General features: G+C 46.8%; 15 protein-coding genes. 1 reads left to right on the top strand and 14 read right to left on the bottom strand.

Going from position 1 to position 17,812, the window contains the following annotated elements; all coding sequences use genetic code 11:
* Positions 1–17: 17 nt before the first annotated feature.
* From AC27G9_RS11550 to AC27G9_RS11485, 14 genes are all read right to left on the bottom strand, one after another.
* Positions 18–746 (bottom strand): cell division protein FtsQ/DivIB, encoded by a 729-nt coding sequence (locus AC27G9_RS11550; RefSeq protein ID WP_487074301.1) that lies wholly within the window; start codon positions 744–746, stop codon positions 18–20.
* Positions 743–1,690: a D-alanine--D-alanine ligase gene (locus tag AC27G9_RS11545; RefSeq protein WP_487074299.1), complete on the bottom strand. Its 948-nt coding sequence runs from the start codon at positions 1,688–1,690 to the stop codon at positions 743–745. The genes AC27G9_RS11550 and AC27G9_RS11545 overlap by 4 nt, the downstream gene beginning before the upstream one ends.
* Positions 1,687–3,135: a UDP-N-acetylmuramate--L-alanine ligase gene (gene murC, locus AC27G9_RS11540; protein ID WP_487074297.1), complete on the bottom strand. Its 1,449-nt coding sequence runs from the start codon at positions 3,133–3,135 to the stop codon at positions 1,687–1,689. The genes AC27G9_RS11545 and murC overlap by 4 nt, the downstream gene beginning before the upstream one ends.
* Positions 3,135–4,208: an undecaprenyldiphospho-muramoylpentapeptide beta-N-acetylglucosaminyltransferase gene (gene murG / locus AC27G9_RS11535; protein ID WP_487074295.1), complete on the bottom strand. Its 1,074-nt coding sequence runs from the start codon at positions 4,206–4,208 to the stop codon at positions 3,135–3,137. The genes murC and murG overlap by 1 nt, the downstream gene beginning before the upstream one ends.
* Positions 4,201–5,460 (bottom strand): cell division protein FtsW, encoded by a 1,260-nt coding sequence (gene ftsW / locus AC27G9_RS11530; RefSeq protein ID WP_487074293.1) that lies wholly within the window; start codon positions 5,458–5,460, stop codon positions 4,201–4,203. The genes murG and ftsW overlap by 8 nt, the downstream gene beginning before the upstream one ends.
* Positions 5,460–6,770 carry a UDP-N-acetylmuramoyl-L-alanine--D-glutamate ligase gene (murD, locus tag AC27G9_RS11525; protein ID WP_487074291.1) on the bottom strand — a complete coding sequence of 437 codons (1,311 nt, stop codon included), beginning with the start codon at positions 6,768–6,770 and terminating at the stop codon, positions 5,460–5,462. Before murD ends, ftsW begins: the two co-directional genes overlap by 1 nt.
* Positions 6,771–6,777: 7 nt before the next feature.
* Positions 6,778–7,860, bottom strand: a complete 1,083-nt coding sequence (gene mraY, locus AC27G9_RS11520; RefSeq protein ID WP_487074289.1) for a phospho-N-acetylmuramoyl-pentapeptide-transferase — start codon at positions 7,858–7,860, stop codon at positions 6,778–6,780.
* Complete coding sequence (locus AC27G9_RS11515; RefSeq protein WP_487074287.1) at positions 7,854–9,257, bottom strand: UDP-N-acetylmuramoyl-tripeptide--D-alanyl-D-alanine ligase; 1,404 nt, start codon at positions 9,255–9,257, stop codon at positions 7,854–7,856. Before AC27G9_RS11515 ends, mraY begins: the two co-directional genes overlap by 7 nt.
* Positions 9,254–10,795, bottom strand: a complete 1,542-nt coding sequence (locus AC27G9_RS11510; RefSeq protein WP_487074285.1) for a UDP-N-acetylmuramoyl-L-alanyl-D-glutamate--2,6-diaminopimelate ligase — start codon at positions 10,793–10,795, stop codon at positions 9,254–9,256. The genes AC27G9_RS11515 and AC27G9_RS11510 overlap by 4 nt, the downstream gene beginning before the upstream one ends.
* On the bottom strand, positions 10,773–12,545 hold the full coding sequence (locus AC27G9_RS11505; protein ID WP_487074283.1) for a penicillin-binding transpeptidase domain-containing protein: 1,773 nt from the start codon (positions 12,543–12,545) through the stop codon (positions 10,773–10,775). The genes AC27G9_RS11510 and AC27G9_RS11505 overlap by 23 nt, the downstream gene beginning before the upstream one ends.
* Positions 12,542–12,859 carry a cell division protein FtsL gene (gene ftsL / locus AC27G9_RS11500; protein ID WP_487074281.1) on the bottom strand — a complete coding sequence of 106 codons (318 nt, stop codon included), beginning with the start codon at positions 12,857–12,859 and terminating at the stop codon, positions 12,542–12,544. Before ftsL ends, AC27G9_RS11505 begins: the two co-directional genes overlap by 4 nt.
* Complete coding sequence (gene rsmH, locus AC27G9_RS11495; RefSeq protein WP_487074279.1) at positions 12,856–13,803, bottom strand: 16S rRNA (cytosine(1402)-N(4))-methyltransferase RsmH; 948 nt, start codon at positions 13,801–13,803, stop codon at positions 12,856–12,858. The genes ftsL and rsmH overlap by 4 nt, the downstream gene beginning before the upstream one ends.
* Entirely contained in the window at positions 13,800–14,258 is a 459-nt protein-coding gene (mraZ, locus tag AC27G9_RS11490; protein ID WP_487074277.1) for a division/cell wall cluster transcriptional repressor MraZ, read from the bottom strand. The genes rsmH and mraZ overlap by 4 nt, the downstream gene beginning before the upstream one ends.
* Positions 14,259–14,640: 382 nt before the next feature.
* Positions 14,641–15,414, bottom strand: a complete 774-nt coding sequence (locus AC27G9_RS11485; RefSeq protein WP_487074275.1) for a SapC family protein — start codon at positions 15,412–15,414, stop codon at positions 14,641–14,643.
* Positions 15,415–15,896: 482 nt separating this feature from the next.
* Here AC27G9_RS11485 and AC27G9_RS11480 point away from each other — a divergent pair, with 482 nt between their 5' ends.
* A complete protein-coding gene (locus AC27G9_RS11480; RefSeq protein WP_487074273.1) occupies positions 15,897–17,810 on the top strand; it encodes a S9 family peptidase in 1,914 nt (637 codons plus the stop codon).
* Positions 17,811–17,812: the final 2 nt, after the last annotated feature.

Genomic DNA, 17,812 nt, shown 5'->3' with positions numbered 1-17,812 from the left:
CTTTACTCTCTTTCTATTTAACTTTTATTGTCTTCGCGCTGTTTCCAGCCTACTGCCAACCCGGTATCATATCTCAAGTCAACATACTCAATGGCGTTAGGCTGCTTCACTAACAACGGATACACGTCAATAAAACGCTGTAAACGGTCAATAAATTCCTGCCTTCCCAAGTTCAATTCAACACCATTCTCGAGTTGAATTTGCCATGCAAAACGCTCACTGAGTGATAACTCAACAATCGGCAATTCCATACTAGACAACAACGTCTGCATCGCATTGAAGCCCTCAAGTGCCGTCCGCTCGCTACCACCGGGCCCAAATAGTTTTGGCAACGACAGTCCATGTGCACTTGCGCCAAATGATTCGCCGTATGGGTTGAGCAACAAATCTTCATTCCACTGCGCCACCGCAGTTTGCTCAACCAAATAAATCTTCAATGTATTTGGCCATTGCTTTCTTACCGATGCGCGATAAACCCAAGGCTGCGCTTCAATCAGCTCAAAAACATCATTCACATCCAAGGAAAAAAAACTACCCGGTTGTGATTCGCGTATTAAGCGCTCGAGTTTGAGCACATCAATATGCTTAAAATCGCCCGAAAAATCGACGACCTGCACAGGCGCACGTTGCTCATCTTGAAGCCAAGCATGAACTTGCATGCCTCCAACCACAAGACCAGTCAATATGCTAATCAAAAACAACAAGCCTCCAATAAGGTGCGCTCTTGATTGAGTGTGCTCGGTCATGCACATTCCTCGAAGCTTGTATCCAAAATGGACAACACTAACTCACTGAAACTCATACCATCTGCTGCTGCAGCTTTGGGGACTAAGCTTTTTTCAGTCATGCCTGGTACTGTGTTCGCCTCAAGCAAGTAAAACTGGCCATTTTGGTCTTGCATCACGTCAATGCGGCCCCATCCTCCGCCCGAAACAGCATCAAAGGCAGTTGCACACATCCCAGCCAATTCAGCTTCTTTTTCGTCGCTCAATCCGCTGGGGCAAAAGTACTCAGTAGTATTGTCTTGGTACTTTGCTGAATAATCATAAAAAACGTGGGGGGTAGACATTCGGATAGAAGGCAGCACGCGGTTTTTCACTACAGAAACCGTGTACTCAGAACCTTCGATGTACTGCTCCAACAAGACTTTATTATCGTATTTGAATGCGTCTTGTATTGCAGTGACGAGTTCATTAGCGCTTGTCACTTTAGCCATACCGATACTGGAACCTTCCTGTGCCGGCTTGACCATTACCTCATTCCCCAATCTTTCTATTATACCGCCGCATGATCCAGCTTCAAAGTGCCTTTTGTCAGCAATTTCGTATTTTGCGGTGGATAAACCCAAAGATTCCCAAATTTGTTTCGTTTTTACCTTATCCATAGCCAACGCAGAGCCCAAAACACCCGTTCCTGTGTACGGAATCTTGAGTTGTTCAAGTGCACCTTGCATTGTGCCATCTTCGCCGCCTCGGCCATGGAGCATTATCAGTACGCGATCGACGTTCAAAGACAAGAGGTCTGTTAGCGGCTGACTTGCCGGGTCGAAGGCAAAAGCATCCACACCACATTCTAACAATGCGTTGAGTACAGCATTGCCCGAAGCCAATGACACCTCTCTTTCAGCCGAGTCTCCACCCAACATGACCGCGACTTTTCCGTATCTTTCTATAGTGGTGACATCACTCATGCTGTTTTCTCACCCCTCAACGCCTCAGGCTCCATTTCCAGTTTCTGTAGGTGTTTTGCCAACTTACCAATATTGCCAGCGCCTTGAGTCATCACAATATCGCCATCTTTCACAATATTCGCCATTATTTTGTCTAGCTGCTCTGGGTCACCAACGTAAACGGGTTCAACATCCCCTCTGAGTCGAATAGACCGACACAAAGATTTACTGTCTGCCCCTTCTATAGGTTGCTCACTCGCCGCATAAACATCGAGTAGCAGCAATACATCAACTTTCGATAAAACCTCTACAAAGTCCTCATACAAATCTCGAGTTCGAGTATAACGGTGAGGCTGATACACCATAACTAACCGATTGTCCGGCCAATTGTTTCGCGCTGCGTCTATTGTCGCGCGTACTTCTGTTGGATGATGACCATAATCGTCGACCAGTGTGACTTGTCCTTTTGACGTCGCGAACTCACCCAATTTTTCAAAACGCCGGCCAATACCACCAAATTCAGCCAACGCTTTGACTATCGCACTGTCTTCTATCTGTTCATCAGTCGCAACTGCGATCGCGGCAAGCGCATTGAGTACATTGTGTATACCGCTCAGATTAAGCGTGACCGACAACCTTTCTCGCCCAGGACGGATTACATCGAATACCGCTCGGCCATGCTCTAATTTTACGTTGTCAGCCCTGACATCATTGTGTTCACCCAGACCGTAAGTCACGATGTTACGTCCAATTTTGGGTCTCAATGACTGTATCGTTTCGTCATCACCACACATGATGGCCTGTCCGTAAAAAGGCAGGTTGTGGAGAAACTCAACATAGGTATCTGTCATTTTGTTAAAATCACCGTCATATGTATCCATATGGTCGGCTTCAATATTAGTGACAACGGAAACCATCGGCTGCAAATGCAGGAATGAAGCGTCACTTTCATCGGCTTCCGCAATCAAAAACCGACTACTTCCCAATCTAGCATTCGTTCCAGCACTGTTGAGCAAGCCACCGATGACGAATGTTGGGTCTTGTTCCGCCTCTGCAAATATTGTCGCTATTAGGCTAGTCGTGGTCGTTTTGCCATGCGTACCCGCCACCGCAATCCCATGACGGAAGCGCATTAATTCAGCTAGCATTTCAGCACGACGAATGATCGGGATTCGGTTGGCTCTGGCGAATTGCACTTCTGGGTTGAGTTCGTCAATTGCACTCGATACAACGACAACATCAGCGCCTTCCACATTGTCTGATGCGTGGCCTATCTTTACCTGAGCTCCAAGGCCCTCTAACCTTTTTGTCATTGCACTTTGTTGGATATCAGAACCAACAATTTGGTAACCTTCGTTGAGCAATACCTCTGCGATACCACCCATACCAGCACCACCGATACCGATAAAGAATATGGTTTCGACTTTCCGCATTTGCGGACTTTGAAAAGGTGTTTTTAACACCATTATGCTGCCACTCCTATCAGTGTTTCACACTGTACTACGACGTCTTGTGTGGCGTTTACTAACGCTATTTGTTTTGCCTTATTACCCATATCCAAACACAAATGCGGGTCAGAAACTAATTCGGCAATATTGGCTTCAAGTTGACTTTGCAAATCGTTTTGCTTGACGATTCTGGCTGCGCCTGATTCAGCTAAAAACATCGCATTTTTAGTTTGATGATCATCGACCGCATGGGGCAGAGGCACAAATATCGCCGCAAGGCCCGCTGCGGAGACTTCCGCGACTGTCAGCGCTCCCGCTCTACACACCACTATATCCGCCCATTGATAAGCACTCGCCATATCTTCAATAAAATCCGTAACCTTTAGCTCCCCGTGGCGTGCACCGTAACTCGCTGCTACCCGATCGCTATTGCCCTCACCACATTGGTGCCAAATATTGACCTCATGAACTGAGCGGCTTGCCTCAGGCAAGACCTCATTTAATGCTTTTGCACCTAAACTTCCACCAATTACCAGAAGGTTTATCGGCTCAGATACAGCCGTCTTAGCTGGCAAGGATGCGATATCGTTCCGCACTGGATTGCCGACATAAACGCAGTCAGTCAATTTATAGCTAAATGAGCTTTTGGCTTGTTCGAATCCCAACAAGATTTTTTTTGCAAATCTGCCGAGAATACGATTAGTTAAACCCGCAGCCGCATTTTGTTCGTGTAATACCAATGGCTTCTTAAGTAACCATGCTGCAATACCACCTGGACCACTGGCGTAGCCGCCCATTCCGATGACGAGATCAGGCTGAATGGAACGAACGGTTCTAATCGCCATCATCAGCGCTTTTAGTGCTCCGAAGAGACCCTTAATTTTTGATGACATCCCTTTACCTCTTATCCCTTTAACCGGAATAAAGTGAATAGGATATCCATGTGTAGGAACCACTTTGGCTTCCATACGCTCTGCGGTCCCAAGCCATTCAACGTGCCACCCTTTTTTCACAAGTGCATCTGCCACAGCTAAACCGGGAAACACATGCCCTCCAGTACCGCCGGCCATAATCAAACACACCTTAGTCATCGATAGTGTCCTCAACGTCAACTTGCGCGGTATCGTTGGCAGGCGCTTTGATCTGCTTTTTAGTCGCGCGCTTTTCTCCTTTGGCCAGCGCTTGAACACCATCAACTCGGATTTCAAAATCTATACGTATCAAAATAGCTACCGCAATCGCCATAATAATAAGACTCGAGCCACCATAACTTACTAAAGGCAAAGTCAGGCCTTTAGTCGGTAATATTCCTGCGCTCGCTCCAATGTTGACGGCCGTTTGGAAACTAAACCAAATACCTATACTGTAGGCGAGATATCCATCAAAAGGACGTTCTGCAGATAAAGCTTTGTTACCTATGTGGAGCGCTCGAATCACCATCCAAAGGATCAACGCCAAAACTGCCATTACGCCGACGAAACCTAACTCTTCGGCGAGTATAGCCATAACAAAATCGGTATGCGCTTCTGGCAAAAATTCAAGTTTCTGCAAGCTATTACCCAATCCCTGACCAAGCCAATCTCCCCGCCCATAAGCCATCAACGATTGAGTTAGCTGGTAACCACTACCAAATGGATCAGCCCAAGGGTCAAGGAAGGAGGTCACCCGTTTTAACCGGTATTCTTCAAAAACAATCAATGCGACTACGGCGAGTAAGCCCACAAAAACCAAAGCAAAAAACTGCCAGAGCCGAGCTCCTGCTAAGAAAAGTAGACCTATTGTTGTTGCAAACATGACAACAACCGTACCCAAATCGGGTTGCATAAGTAGCAACAATGCCAGTACAAAGAAAACAATTAACGGCTTAATAAAGCCCTTTAAGTTTTCTGTCACTTCTTCGTAACGTCGCACTAGGTAGCCGGCTAGGTAGCAAAAAAAGAAAAGTTTTGCAGGCTCAGCGGCTTGAATTGTAATCGGGCCCAAAGCAAGCCAACGAGTACTACCATTTACATTTCGTCCGATGGCCAAAACCGCCAACAGCAAACCAATTGCGGCGAGTAGCAAATAGGGGTTAGTGACGCGCCAAAACTGCATCGGGAGTTGAATAACTATCATGCCCGTTATCGTCGCGGCGATCAGATAAATTGTGTGTCTGATAGCGAAATGAAAGGGGTTGTCATACAACCTATCTGCAATGGGCATGGACGCAGAGGTAACGATTATCAAGCCGATTGACATCAGGGCTAGAGCGACCAGCAGCAGTCCAACATCGTAAGGTGAACGCACACCTTGTTCGTCATGACGTGCAGCAAACATAGCGGATAACGTTTGTGTTGCTTGCATTATTCGCCCGCCTCTTGAAGAACAGCATCAGTAAACACTCGCGCTCTATGCTGATAGTTTTCAAACATGTCTAAACTGGCACATGCTGGCGAAAGTAGAACTACATCACCGGGTTCAGCGTGACTAAATGCCACGCCAACGGCCTCGTGCATATTGGCGACAATATGGGCATGGTTTGACAACACGGAAAGCTTATTCGCGTCTCTGCCTAAGGTAATAAGTTTCGCAACGTGCTTATCCAACGAGGGCTTTAACAGCGATAAGTCTGCGCCTTTTGCATCGCCCCCTGCAATCAATATCAATTTACCTTCGACACTGTCAGACAACCCTTTGATTGCTGCGACTGTGGCACCGACATTTGTCGCTTTAGAGTCATCGATAAAGCGCACCCCTCGGTACGTCCCGATTTCCGTACACCTATGAGGCGCACCAACAAAACTATACACCGCCTCTGCTGCATTTTGCGGCTCGATACCAGCTAACGTTGCTAGTGCCAATGCTGCTTGAATATTCAATACATTGTGTTTGCCTAACAGTTGGCAACGACGCATATCTAAAACCGGAACGCCTTTAAACAGAATGTGCCGGCTCGTGTCGTCGTACCCGAAATCGTTACTGACATTACCCAATCCCGTAGTGAGCTGTTTAACCACATCAACATTGGGATACGTTGCCGCCTGGCCTCGCCAGTAAACCGCGCAATCGGCATTGTCATAGATTCTTTGCTTCGCTGCGGCATACGCTAGTATCGTGCCATGCCTATCGAGGTGGTCGTCACTAATATTCAAAATTGTGGCACCTTTCAATTTCAGCGAAGATGTCGTTTCTAATTGAAAGCTGGATAACTCGATAACCACGTAATCGAGATCTTCATCAACCGTATTGAGCACCGCTTTCCCAACGTTACCCGCTGCCATCACTTTGAAGCCAAATGCATCCAGGATATGAGTTAGTAGTAAGGTAACTGTCGTTTTACCGTTCGATCCAGTAATACCAAACGCTGGGGTTTGGTTGACTCGCGCATAGAGTTCTACATCACCAATCACTTCAACGCCGTGGGCTAAGGCTCGTTGAATGTCATCAAGTTGAGGAGAGATTCCCGGGCTCAACACTAAAATGTCGACTCCTTCCCAGTAACTATCTTCGACCTTACCAAGGGCAACCTCATGGCAAAAATCTTCAGGAATCACCAGGGTCTCTCGCGTATCCCAGCACTTAACTTGAGCGCCACTGCGCGCAAGAAAGTCTACAGATGCTCTGCCTGTAACCCCCAAGCCCGCGACAACCCAGTTTTTCGCTGCTAAATTCATCTCTGCCTTATCTCAACTTCAACGTGGCTAAACCGACCAATACGAGAATGAGTGAAATAATCCAAAATCTCACAATAACCCTTGGTTCTGGCCAACCTTTCAGCTCGTAATGGTGGTGAATAGGTGCCATTCTAAAAATACGCTGCCCTCTCAATTTGTAAGAGCCGACTTGCAAAATCACAGAGACGGTTTCCATAACAAAAACGCCGCCCATGATAATGAGTACTAATTCTTGCCTGACTAAAACGGCTAATACACCGAGGGTTCCTCCCAAAGCCAGCGAACCAACATCTCCCATAAATACTTGTGCAGGATAGGTGTTGAACCACAGGAACCCGAGCCCAGCGCCAACGATGGCAGTACACACGATCACTAACTCACTGGTTAGTGGGATGTGTGGGATATTGAGATAACTTGCAAAATTGATATTGCCCGTAACGTAAGCAAAGATGGCAAAGGCACCGGCTACGAGAATTGTCGGGACAATGGCGAGGCCATCCAAACCGTCAGTCAAGTTGACCGCATTGCTGGTCCCCACCAAAGCAAAGTAAACCACGACCAAGTACATCAAGCCGAGCTGCGGCATGACATCTTTGAAAAAAGGCAGTAGCAAAGAGGTTTCAGCCGCCATCGTCGAAGTCGTATAAAGGTAAAACGCAACACCCAGCGCGATGACGGATTGCCAAAAGTATTTCCACCTAGCGATAAGCCCTTTGGCATCTTTGCGAATCACTTTTCGATAGTCATCCACGAACCCAATGATCCCATAGCCCACAACAACAGCGAGTGTGACAAGTACATACTTGTTGGTCAGATCAGCCCACAGCACAACACTAGTTACGATGGCAGCCAAAATCAGTAAGCCCCCCATCGTCGGTGTCCCCGCTTTGGATAAATGACTTTGAGGACCATCATCACGTACAGTTTGACCAATCTGCATTGTTTGCAGCCATCTGATCATCTTAGGGCCAATGAGAATAGCGATAAGCAGCGCCGTTAGGGTGCTCAGGATCGCTCGCATTGTGAGATAAGAAAATACATTAAAACCCGATTCAAACTGGGTTAGCCACTCGGCGAGCCAAATTAGCATGCGATGCGCTCCCGACGGCGTTCAAGCTTTCCCAACACAGAGGCCTCGAGTGCCTCTACAACACGCTCCATTTTTGAGCTTCTTGAGCCCTTCACTAAGATCGTGATATCTCTAAGTTCGTTGATTAAAACAGATTCCAATACACTCATCAGGTCCGCAACGTCATCGGCATGAAACCCCTGTTGTTCGAACAATTTACTCGCTTGACGGCTTAATACCCCCATGGAAAACAAATAATCAATACCTTGCTCTTTCGCATAAGCGCCAACTTGTTCGTGATAGTAACGGGCTTTCTCGCCGAGCTCCGCCATATCTCCTAGAACCAAAACCCGTACTCCTGAGAAAGATGACAAGGTGTCTACCGCGGCATTCACTGAAGCAACGTTGGCATTGTAACTATCATCGATGAGTTTGGTTTGGCCACTGAGTTGTTTAACATTCAATCTGCCTTTAACCTGGTGCATATCCATTAAACCGGCTTGAACATCTTGCAGCGTTGCGCCAACGTTTAACGCGAGTGAAGCGGCGACCAAAGCATTACCAACATTGTGTAAGCCCGGTACTTTTAGCTGAATCGAGATGTTTCCCGACGGGCAATGCAACTGAAATTCTGCACACCCATCAAGCCCCATAATCACGTCTTGCGCAGTAAAATCTGCTTGACTGTTTTGGTCTGGAGAAAAGGTAATAGTCTTTCGTTGATGCAGTTTCCCGAGCCAGAAGTTCGCGAACTGACTGTCTGAATTAACAACCGCAATACCCGCGGAGTCTAAACCTTTAAATATCTCACTTTTTGCCCGTGCAACACCCAACAAACTGCCAAAGCCTTCGAGATGAGAAGCCGCTGCATTCACAATTGTCGCGATATCGGGTTTGACCAACTGAGTGGTATAAGCAATTTCACCAAGGTGGTTCGCACCGAGTTCAATAACAGCGAAATCATGCCCTTCCTCCAATTCTAACAAAGTCAGCGGCACACCAATGTCATTATTAAAATTACCTTTTGTTGCTAGTACCTTTCCTCTGCGACGCAAGATGGCAGCGGTCATTTCTTTAACCGTTGTTTTTCCGCTACTCCCCGTAATGGCAACCGTCTTTGGATTGACGACCTCTTTTATTGCCGCACCAAGCGCACCGAGCGCCAATTTCGTGTCTTCGACTAAGATAACGGGTACATCTACGTCGACTGGCTCACTGGCTATCACGGCAACTGCACCTGCGCCTACAGCAAAAGGCGCAAACTCATGGCCATTAAAATTAGGACCAACGAGAGCAATGTATAAGTCGCCCTCATCTAACGTTCGTGTATCCGTACTTACACCCAAAATGGTCAGGTCTTGGCCTTTTAGCTGACCTCCCACTTTTTCTGCTATCCATGACAGTGTTCTTGCGATCATTGGCAAAACTCCTGTTGCATACGTGCAACTACTGCGCGTTCATTATAATTATTCCGTTCACCGAGGATTATCTGGTAGTCCTCGTGACCTTTTCCTGCGACTAGGACAATATCTTCTGGATTCGCTTGTTCAAGGCACATACGTATCGCTGTTTCTCGATCAGGTTCACATATCACGTGTTGAGGGAACTGCATGCCCTTGAGAATGTCATCGGCAATGGCTGACGGTGCCTCAGAACGGCTGTTATCCGTTGTGATTACCACCTTGTCTGCACCTAATTCAGCGGCCTTGCCCATAAGTGGCCGCTTACCAACATCTCTGTCTCCACCGCAGCCAAATACGCACCAAAGCTGCCCTTTGGTGTGTTGACGAACAGCGGAAAGTGCCTGCTCTAGTGCATCGGGGGTATGTGCAAAATCAACGACAATGTTGGCATGGCCGTGCATCGCAAACATTTCCATCCGGCCAGCAACAGGAACAACATTCGCCAATACTTCTATCAAATCTTCAAAGCGTATTCCTTGAGCCAATAGCGCCGCGACAGCTGACAATAGGTTTGCAACATTAAACTGGCCCAATAAATGGGTTCGCACCCAGCCTTTACCCCAGCTTGTATCCAGAAAAAATCTAGCGCCATCATTAAGATACTCGACACTTGTGGCGAAACAATGGCGATCTTGTGGCATAGGATTGGCGGATTCTGACAAAGATGTCCAAACGAGGGTTTGCTCAGACTTGGCCTCTTGACGCCAATATTGACTCTCAGGGTCGTCGAGGTTCAAGACAAGAGTGTGAGTGCCAGGTTGATGAATTAAGCGTCTTTTCGCCGCACCATAGCTAGCCATATCACCGTGATAATCCAAATGGTCTCGGCTGAGGTTAGTAAATACCCCAATATCCGTTTTCACTTGGTTTAAGCGGCCCTGAACCAATGCATGTGAGGACGCCTCAAATGCCACCTGGCCAACATCGTGCTGAACAAAGTCAGCAAGTAAATATTGCATCGAAATCGCATCAGGTGTCGTGTTAGCGGCTGCTGACTGTGCCCATTGCGTTTCTTGTCCTTCATAAATTCCACTACCTAACGTGCCAATAGCGGCGCTGCTGACGCCCAGTGTGGATTTAATTTGAGCAATTAATTGAACGACTGACGTTTTGCCATTCGTTCCAGTGACGGCGATGGTATCAAGCTTGTTCGCTGGGTAGTCATAAAACGCTGCAGCTAGTGATGATAACGTCTCATTCAATTGATGAAACTGCACGATAATAGAATGATCGCGCATCTCCATTTGGCCGTGTTCAGCACTTTTGTCCGTCTGACACAGAATCAATTTCGCACCTAAGCTGATGGCCTGTGGAATAAAGTCTCTACCATCTTGTGCATGGCCTTTTACCGCAACGAAGGCCAGTTTCGTATTCACTTCTCTGCTGTCTAGAGTTAGCCCTTCAATACGAATATCAGGCGCGGCAATACCAAATTTTTCTAGCCAAATTTGGGCACTCTGTACAAAAGCACTAACCACCACGAGTGCCTCCATTAGCCCACCCAGTGGTAGACACGTGTTTGTCGTCAGGTGCAATGTTCAGCATTTGTAAAGCACCACCCATTATGGTGGAAAAAACAGGTGCCGCGGTATCACCAGCGTGATACAAATCTCCACCGGGTTCATTGATCAATACAACGGTGACGAGTTTGGGGTTGGTCAAAGGCGCGATACCCGCAAATATATTGACGTATTCCTCTCCGTATCCACCCGCAATGGCTTTGCGACTTGTTCCCGTTTTTCCTGCCACTCTATAGCCTGGAATTCTCGCTTTTTTGCCCGATCCTTTCTCAGCGGTCACACTTTCCATCATGGCCATCAAAGCCTTGGCATTTTCTTCACTGACCACCCGCTCTTCTTCAGGTTTCCATCCAGTGTCTTGAGATTGGCTAACGATGTTCAATGGACGTTTGATTCCCCCTGTCGCAATCGCGGTATACATTCTCGCTAACTGTGCAGTAGTCACCGAGATACCGTAACCAAACGACAGGGTAGCGAGCTCAAACTGACTCCAGCGATTTCTTTCGTGGAAAATACCACTACTCTCGCCTGGTAGATTTGAACCCGTATCGGACATCAACCCAAGGTTGTAATAAGTATCGATCAAAAACTGCTTTGGCACAGATAACGCCAGTTTAGACGTACCCATGTTAGAGCTATGTTGAATGATTTCTTCTAATGACAGTTTTCCCAGATTGCGAGGGTCTTTCACTAAACTACCACCTAGGCGCATCCGCCCAGGTGAAGTATCAATGATATCGTCAGGTTTCACTTCGCCAAATTCGAGAGCGGCGAGAACAGCCATGGGTTTTAACGATGAGCCAGGTTCAAACGCGTCGGTAATCACGCGATTTCTCATGCGATGCGCTGACACATTCGAGCGATCATTAGGGTTAAACGAAGGCGTATTTGCCATCGCTAAAATATCCCCGGTCTCAACATCAATCACGATGGCCGATGCCGATGACGCTTGATAATAAATCGTGGCTTCTTTAATTGCTTTGTATGCAAGCGCTTGGATTCGCTGGTCAATGGTTAGCTGCAGATTGCCCGCCTCTTCGCCACTCTTCATTTCAAGAATTTCGACTTGACGACCTTTTGCGTCACGACGAATTTTTCGGCTACCGGGCGTGCCTGTGAGCCAATCATTGTAGAGGCGTTCGAGTCCTTCGATACCCGCATCATCGACGTTGGTGATACCGATCAGTTGTGCGGTTACCTCCCCATTTGGGTAATACCGACGACTCTCTTTTCTAAGGTAGATACCGGGGATGTCCAGTTTCTCAACATAGTCAGCCATGGCAGGAGAAACTTGGCGCTGCAAGTACACAAAGCGGCGTTTTGGATTGGCCACTTTAGACGCCAAACTATCGATATCTTGGCCAAGTACTTCGGCCAACGCCAACCAGCGCCTCTCTTCGCTAAGTGCATTCTTCTCATGAATAATTTTAGGATCTGCCCAAATGGCTCTCACAGGAACACTTACGGCCAACTCAACGCCGTTGCGATCGGTAATAAGACCGCGATATGTCGGCATGTTTCGCGTTCTCAATGTCCGAGAATCACCCTGCTGAATAAGATCATCTGGTGCGATAACTTGGATGTAAGCCGCTCTGAGGCTCAACACAGCAAAAACACTGATCACGACAACGAGGACTACGATAAAACGCCAATGAACTAGACTGGGCTTTACGTTTTCTTTAGCGCCTTTACGCGGCTTTTTGGTCAATGGCATAGTCGTCATTTCACTTTCACCACGACCTCTTCATCTGCCTTAGGCCGATGCATTTCTAGCTTATTTTTAACGAGGCTTTCGATACGATTGTGTTCAGTAAGCGCACGCTGTTCCAGCACCAAGTTGCGCCACTCGACATCCAAGTCATCTTTCTCTCTCATCAGTTCTTCAAGGGCAATGTTTTGTTGCCGATTATGGTGACTGCTAAGAATGACCGAAATCGCACTACTTAGAACCACTAAATACAACAAAACCCGCAACTTGTTGCGGGCCAAATCTGAGACCAGTATGAGCAGTAAATTGAAGTTGGTCTTTGCTGTCATAGTTTTTCAGCCACCCTTAACACAGCGCTTCTGGAGCGCACATTGTGCGCTATCTCCTCATCGCTAGGTTTGATTGCTTTTCCTATGACTTTGAGTATCTTATCTTCATCGATCTGTGCTTGGGTCATCGGCAAACCCGGAGGTAGAGACTTCCCTTTGCTTTGCTCCTTCATGAAACGTTTGACGAGCCGATCTTCTAGCGAATGAAACGAGATAATGGCCATTCGGCCCTCTGGTGCTAACACTTGTGTGGCGGCTTTTAAACCGACTCGCAGTTGTTCAAGCTCAGCATTGATGTATATACGAATACCTTGAAAGGCTCGTGTAGCAGGGTGTTTGTATTTGTCTTTGACAGGCACAGCGTGATCAATTAACTCAGCGAGTTGAGCGGTTCGTGTAATTGGTGTATCGGTTCGCGTATTGACGATGGCATGGGCGATACGCTTGCCAAATTTTTCTTCGCCAAACTCCTTTATCACTTGCGCGATATCCTGCTCTTCAGCTTGAGCCAACCATTCAGCGGCACTAACCCCTCTCGTGGTATCCATACGCATATCAAGCGGGCCGTCTCGTAAAAAACTAAAACCGCGTTCCGCGTCATCGAGCTGCGGCGAGGACACACCCAAATCCATTAATACGCCGTCGACTTTACCCGCAAGACCAAGCTTATCGAGTTCAGTCGCCATTTGTGCAAAGGGTTCGTGAATGATAGTAAATCGAGGGTCTTGAATCTTCTTCGCGACCTCTATGGCCTGAGGATCGCGATCAAAAGCAATCATTCGCCCTTTATCACCCAACGCATTGAGTATTTCACCAGTATGTCCGCCACGACCAAACGTGGCATCAACGTATACGCCATCTGGTTTGATCGCCAAACCTTCAATGCACTCGTAGAGTAGTACAGAGGTGTGAGAGAATGAAGGTGAAGTAGACGAACTGCTCATAACACAAAATCCTGCATGCGTTCTGTAAGTTCGTAATCCCCTGCTTTTTCCGTCTCCATATCGATATGAATTTGATCGGCCCAAACAACGGCATCCCAAATCTCAAATTTATGAAGTTGACCCACCAACATGATTTCTTTGTCTAATTTTGCATGTTGACGGAGAGGAGCAGGTATGAGGAAACGACCATTTTTGTCGATCTCAACTTCGGTGGCGTAACCCAAAAGAAGACGTTGCATCCGTCTCTCTTGCGGGATCATGCTAGAAAACTTACTCAATTTTAATTCAATTTCTTCCCATTCGGGAAGCGGGTAAAGCAGCAAACAACTTTGTTGAGTGTCAATTGTACAGACCAGCTGTCCGTTACAATCATCCAGCAACGATTGGCGATACTTTGTAGGTATTGCTAATCGTCCTTTTGAATCCAGATTGATTGCATTAGCGCCGCGGAACATTCCCCTAGCCTTTTTTTAGGTGTTGTTTTTCTTGTTTTTTGAGTGCTGATCTGCAAAACGTTGATTATCGATCCACAATTTGCCACTTTTACCCACTAATTGACAGTTTAGGTATCATCCCTTCCCACTGTCAAGCAAAAAAGGCCACGGCAGGAGCGCTTGAAGCTTGTATATTCAATGTGTGTACGAATTGCGATCACGAAGTAGTTGATATGTGGGATAAAACCACATTGGTAAGGTATCTAACCTTTTTTAGAACAAATAAATCGGTTGCCCAACATTTCAGCGCTAAGCACGGCGAACTCTATAAGTGGGGAGTGGGTATATCGTTTAGGGATGGAATGATCGCGTGAAGCTTTGCCTCACGCGATGTCGAGATGAATTAGTCTTTCTTCTCTTCTTGAGCGGCTTCTTTGCCTTCTTGCTGCGTAAGCGCAATTTGCATGTTGCGAATTGGATTGTCTGTTTTGTTAGACAACTCAACCATACGGTTAAGCTGGCTCAAAGACATCATCACAGCGTACATTGCGCCTAAGAAACCCGCTTTGTGCAACTCAACGATAGTGGCGTCATCCAGTTGCTGTAGTTTCTTCTCATTGATGCTCTTCATGCCTGTTACATTGCGGCTTTGGCCATTTTCATAGGCGACGCGAATTTCAACGTCTTCAAGCAAATCAAGCTCTACCACTTTCGCAACAAAACGCTGAGTCAACATTTCGCTGTTAGCCAAGTCACCAAGGAATTGTTGGCGGCTCTTCAAGAAATCAGTTGGCTCTTCTTTCTCATCGAACAAGGCTTGGCCTTTATCATTCAACAAGTCGCTGTTTTCATCGACGAATACTGCTAAGTTTTCGCCTTCGGCGCGCACGTCAAAAGGATAACGAATAATGTTCATAGGAATGGCAGGTGCTAACCACTTACCGTCGTTCAAGAAAAGGTTTTGATCTTGCTCTAGACCTAGCATAGCTACAACGTGATGGTTGTTCGAAATCGGGTCCTGAATAACAACTAACGGCATCGCACCTGCAAGTTGCGCGAATTCACGGATTGACGCTGCTGCAAGGTGGCTCTTTTGAGCGTATGCAAAAGTAGGATCTACCGCTACTTTAAGTTCTTTGTGCTTTTTTTTGTCGAGCGGTACGTAATTCATCACCATAATTTTATTCTCATTGTTTGCGTGTAGTAGCCGTCTGTACAGGTAAAAATAAACTCCGCATCCTGTTTGATGCTCGGTATTCAATGACAGTATTTACTCAGTCAAGCACCGGATTCAGAATGGGAAAGGTCTACCACGGGGATTTACTTTATTTCCTTCTCATGCTTATGGGTAGCACGAGTCAATACGGAGTATGTCCCATTTATAGCCCTAAGTCACCCCCTGAATTTCGAAAGTTTGTTTAACCTTTTATTACAAATAATCAACATAGAGATTTATGCTTAAATTCAACGCTGTACGTACTTAGATCATTTGCTGTCTGTGAGGATCTTCAAGCCACACTGTACAAGTTTTGTTCGATTCATCCCCTCACATCCAAGTAACCATCGGAAAAAAACGACAACTGAGCCCTTCGTGTTGCATTGACTGATGGAAATTCGTACGCTTTTCCCTCGCACACGACTTAATAACAAGGCAAACCCATGCGATTCCTTACACTCATGCTATTGCTTCCATTGGCAGCGAGCGCTGCTGATTGGCCTTATCCACAAGATACGCCACAGGCTCAAAATACTCAGATCACCTTAGCAGGCGAAAACCCTATTGATATTTCACGATTTCTCGCGGTCCGCGGAGCAACGCAGGTTTCCATTAACAACGTTGGCACTCATATCGCCTTTGTCAGTTCAATTACAGGGACTCGGCAATTATGGGTTCAACAGGTCAATGGTAACCAAGCAAGACAACTCACGTTTGGCCCAGGCATTTCATTTTACCGATGGCATCCAGATGGCCAAACACTGGTTTACGGTGCTGACAATGACGGGAACGAAAGGGAAGCCTTTTATCTAATCAATCGCAACGGTTTACAAGAACAGATATTGCTACCGGCCTCAGACGCCTTCCGTTCGTTTGGTGGTTTTGCACCAGATGGCCAATCCTTTACTTTTGCTTCAACTGAGCGAAATGGTAGAGACTTCGACATCTATCAGTATGACATGCGTAAAAGTGAAACAACGCTCCTATTGGAAGCCGAATTTGGTTTTTTCCCGAGAGCGTGGCAGCCCAACACCCAAAACCTCTTAGTCGCAGAGACACGAGGCGAAGATGCGCAAGACATATACATGCTTAATGCCTCGACCAAAGCCCTCACACCACTATTCAAGCCAGAAATAGCCAGTGCGTTTAACGCATTTAATTGGGATGGCACTGGGCAAAGATTGTTTTTTGTCTCTAATTTAGACAGAGAGATGAATGCCATCTTTGAGTATTCAGTCGCCACAAAGCAAACAAAGGTGATAGAAAGCAGTCGTTTTGATTTGAACAATGCCCGCCTGTGTTATAACGATTCCATTTTATTGTGGACCGAAAACATAGATGGTTTTGACAAATTGTGGGTCAAACAACTCAGTGAAAACAAAGTCAAACCTATTACTCTGCCACAGGGTGTATATCAAATTAGCTGTGCTGACAAAAGCACGGCGGTTAGTGTCAGAGTCAATGGTCCCACCACGCCAGGTCACATCTACATCGTCGATGCGCAGAGCGGCTATTCTGAAGTGGCCTACCACCCCACGATGGCCGGAATTTCACCCAATAAATTAGTCACGCCAACGCCAATATCCTTCCCAGCACAGGACAATGTGACTTTACACGGCTTGCTCTACATGCCGGAGAAACCAGCGGGTGATGTTACCAAAGCCTTTCCCATTGTCATCGATGTTCACGGCGGACCGACTGCACAAGCGAGAGCAACATGGACACCGCTGACACAATATCTCGTAGGCAAAGGTATTGCAGTGCTAGATATCAACGTGAGGGGTTCAACAGGCTACGGTAAAACCTATATGCGACTGGACAATCAAGAACGACGTTTAGATTCAGTCCGCGATCTAGTGGATGCCCTCACCTACCTTGCTACCGATCCTCGAATCGACACTGGTCGCGCCGCTGTCATGGGTGGCTCTTACGGAGGATACATGGTAAATGCTGTAATGGGTAAGTATCCAGACGCCTTTAAGGCTGGCGCTTCATTTGTGGGTGTGTCCAATTGGGTTAGGGCGTTGCAAACGGCATCTCCGGGCCTCAAAGCTTCCGACAGAATTGAATATGGCGACATAAGCGAACAAAAGTGGCAAACGTTTTATGAGCAAAACTCCCCAATTAATACCGTGGGTAATATAAAGGGTGCTATGTTTTTCGAACATGGTGTCAACGACCCCAGAGATCCCGTGGCTGAATCAGATGAGATGGTGAAAGTCTTGCGCGAGAAAGGGTTGCCAGTTACTTACTTACGTTTCCCAGATGAAGGGCATTCGGTGAGTAAAATACAAAACCGAATCATTTTCTACCGCGAGTTGGCGACGTTTCTCGAACAACACCTGCAAACGCAATAAAG

The sequence above is a fragment of the Alteromonas sp. 5NS40-0096 genome, from assembly GCF_057544385.1.
Note: the sequence above shows the minus strand (reverse complement) of the source record. Positions and strands in the feature narration are given on the sequence as shown.

What these genes read in the sequence shown, in the direction of transcription:
- AC27G9_RS11550 (WP_487074301.1), bottom strand. Translation starts at nt 746, where the DNA reads ATGACCGAGCACACTCAATCAAGAGCGCACCTTATTGGAGGCTTGTTG.
- AC27G9_RS11545 (WP_487074299.1), bottom strand. Translation starts at nt 1,690, where the DNA reads ATGAGTGATGTCACCACTATAGAAAGATACGGAAAAGTCGCGGTCATG.
- murC (WP_487074297.1), bottom strand. Translation starts at nt 3,135, where the DNA reads ATGGTGTTAAAAACACCTTTTCAAAGTCCGCAAATGCGGAAAGTCGAA.
- murG (WP_487074295.1), bottom strand. Translation starts at nt 4,208, where the DNA reads ATGACTAAGGTGTGTTTGATTATGGCCGGCGGTACTGGAGGGCATGTG.
- ftsW (WP_487074293.1), bottom strand. Translation starts at nt 5,460, where the DNA reads ATGCAAGCAACACAAACGTTATCCGCTATGTTTGCTGCACGTCATGAC.
- murD (WP_487074291.1), bottom strand. Translation starts at nt 6,770, where the DNA reads ATGAATTTAGCAGCGAAAAACTGGGTTGTCGCGGGCTTGGGGGTTACA.
- mraY (WP_487074289.1), bottom strand. Translation starts at nt 7,860, where the DNA reads ATGCTAATTTGGCTCGCCGAGTGGCTAACCCAGTTTGAATCGGGTTTT.
- AC27G9_RS11515 (WP_487074287.1), bottom strand. Translation starts at nt 9,257, where the DNA reads ATGATCGCAAGAACACTGTCATGGATAGCAGAAAAAGTGGGAGGTCAG.
- AC27G9_RS11510 (WP_487074285.1), bottom strand. Translation starts at nt 10,795, where the DNA reads ATGGAGGCACTCGTGGTGGTTAGTGCTTTTGTACAGAGTGCCCAAATT.
- AC27G9_RS11505 (WP_487074283.1), bottom strand. Translation starts at nt 12,545, where the DNA reads ATGACGACTATGCCATTGACCAAAAAGCCGCGTAAAGGCGCTAAAGAA.
- ftsL (WP_487074281.1), bottom strand. Translation starts at nt 12,859, where the DNA reads ATGACAGCAAAGACCAACTTCAATTTACTGCTCATACTGGTCTCAGAT.
- rsmH (WP_487074279.1), bottom strand. Translation starts at nt 13,803, where the DNA reads ATGAGCAGTTCGTCTACTTCACCTTCATTCTCTCACACCTCTGTACTA.
- mraZ (WP_487074277.1), bottom strand. Translation starts at nt 14,258, where the DNA reads ATGTTCCGCGGCGCTAATGCAATCAATCTGGATTCAAAAGGACGATTA.
- AC27G9_RS11485 (WP_487074275.1), bottom strand. Translation starts at nt 15,414, where the DNA reads ATGGTGATGAATTACGTACCGCTCGACAAAAAAAAGCACAAAGAACTT.
- AC27G9_RS11480 (WP_487074273.1), top strand. Translation starts at nt 15,897, where the DNA reads ATGCGATTCCTTACACTCATGCTATTGCTTCCATTGGCAGCGAGCGCT.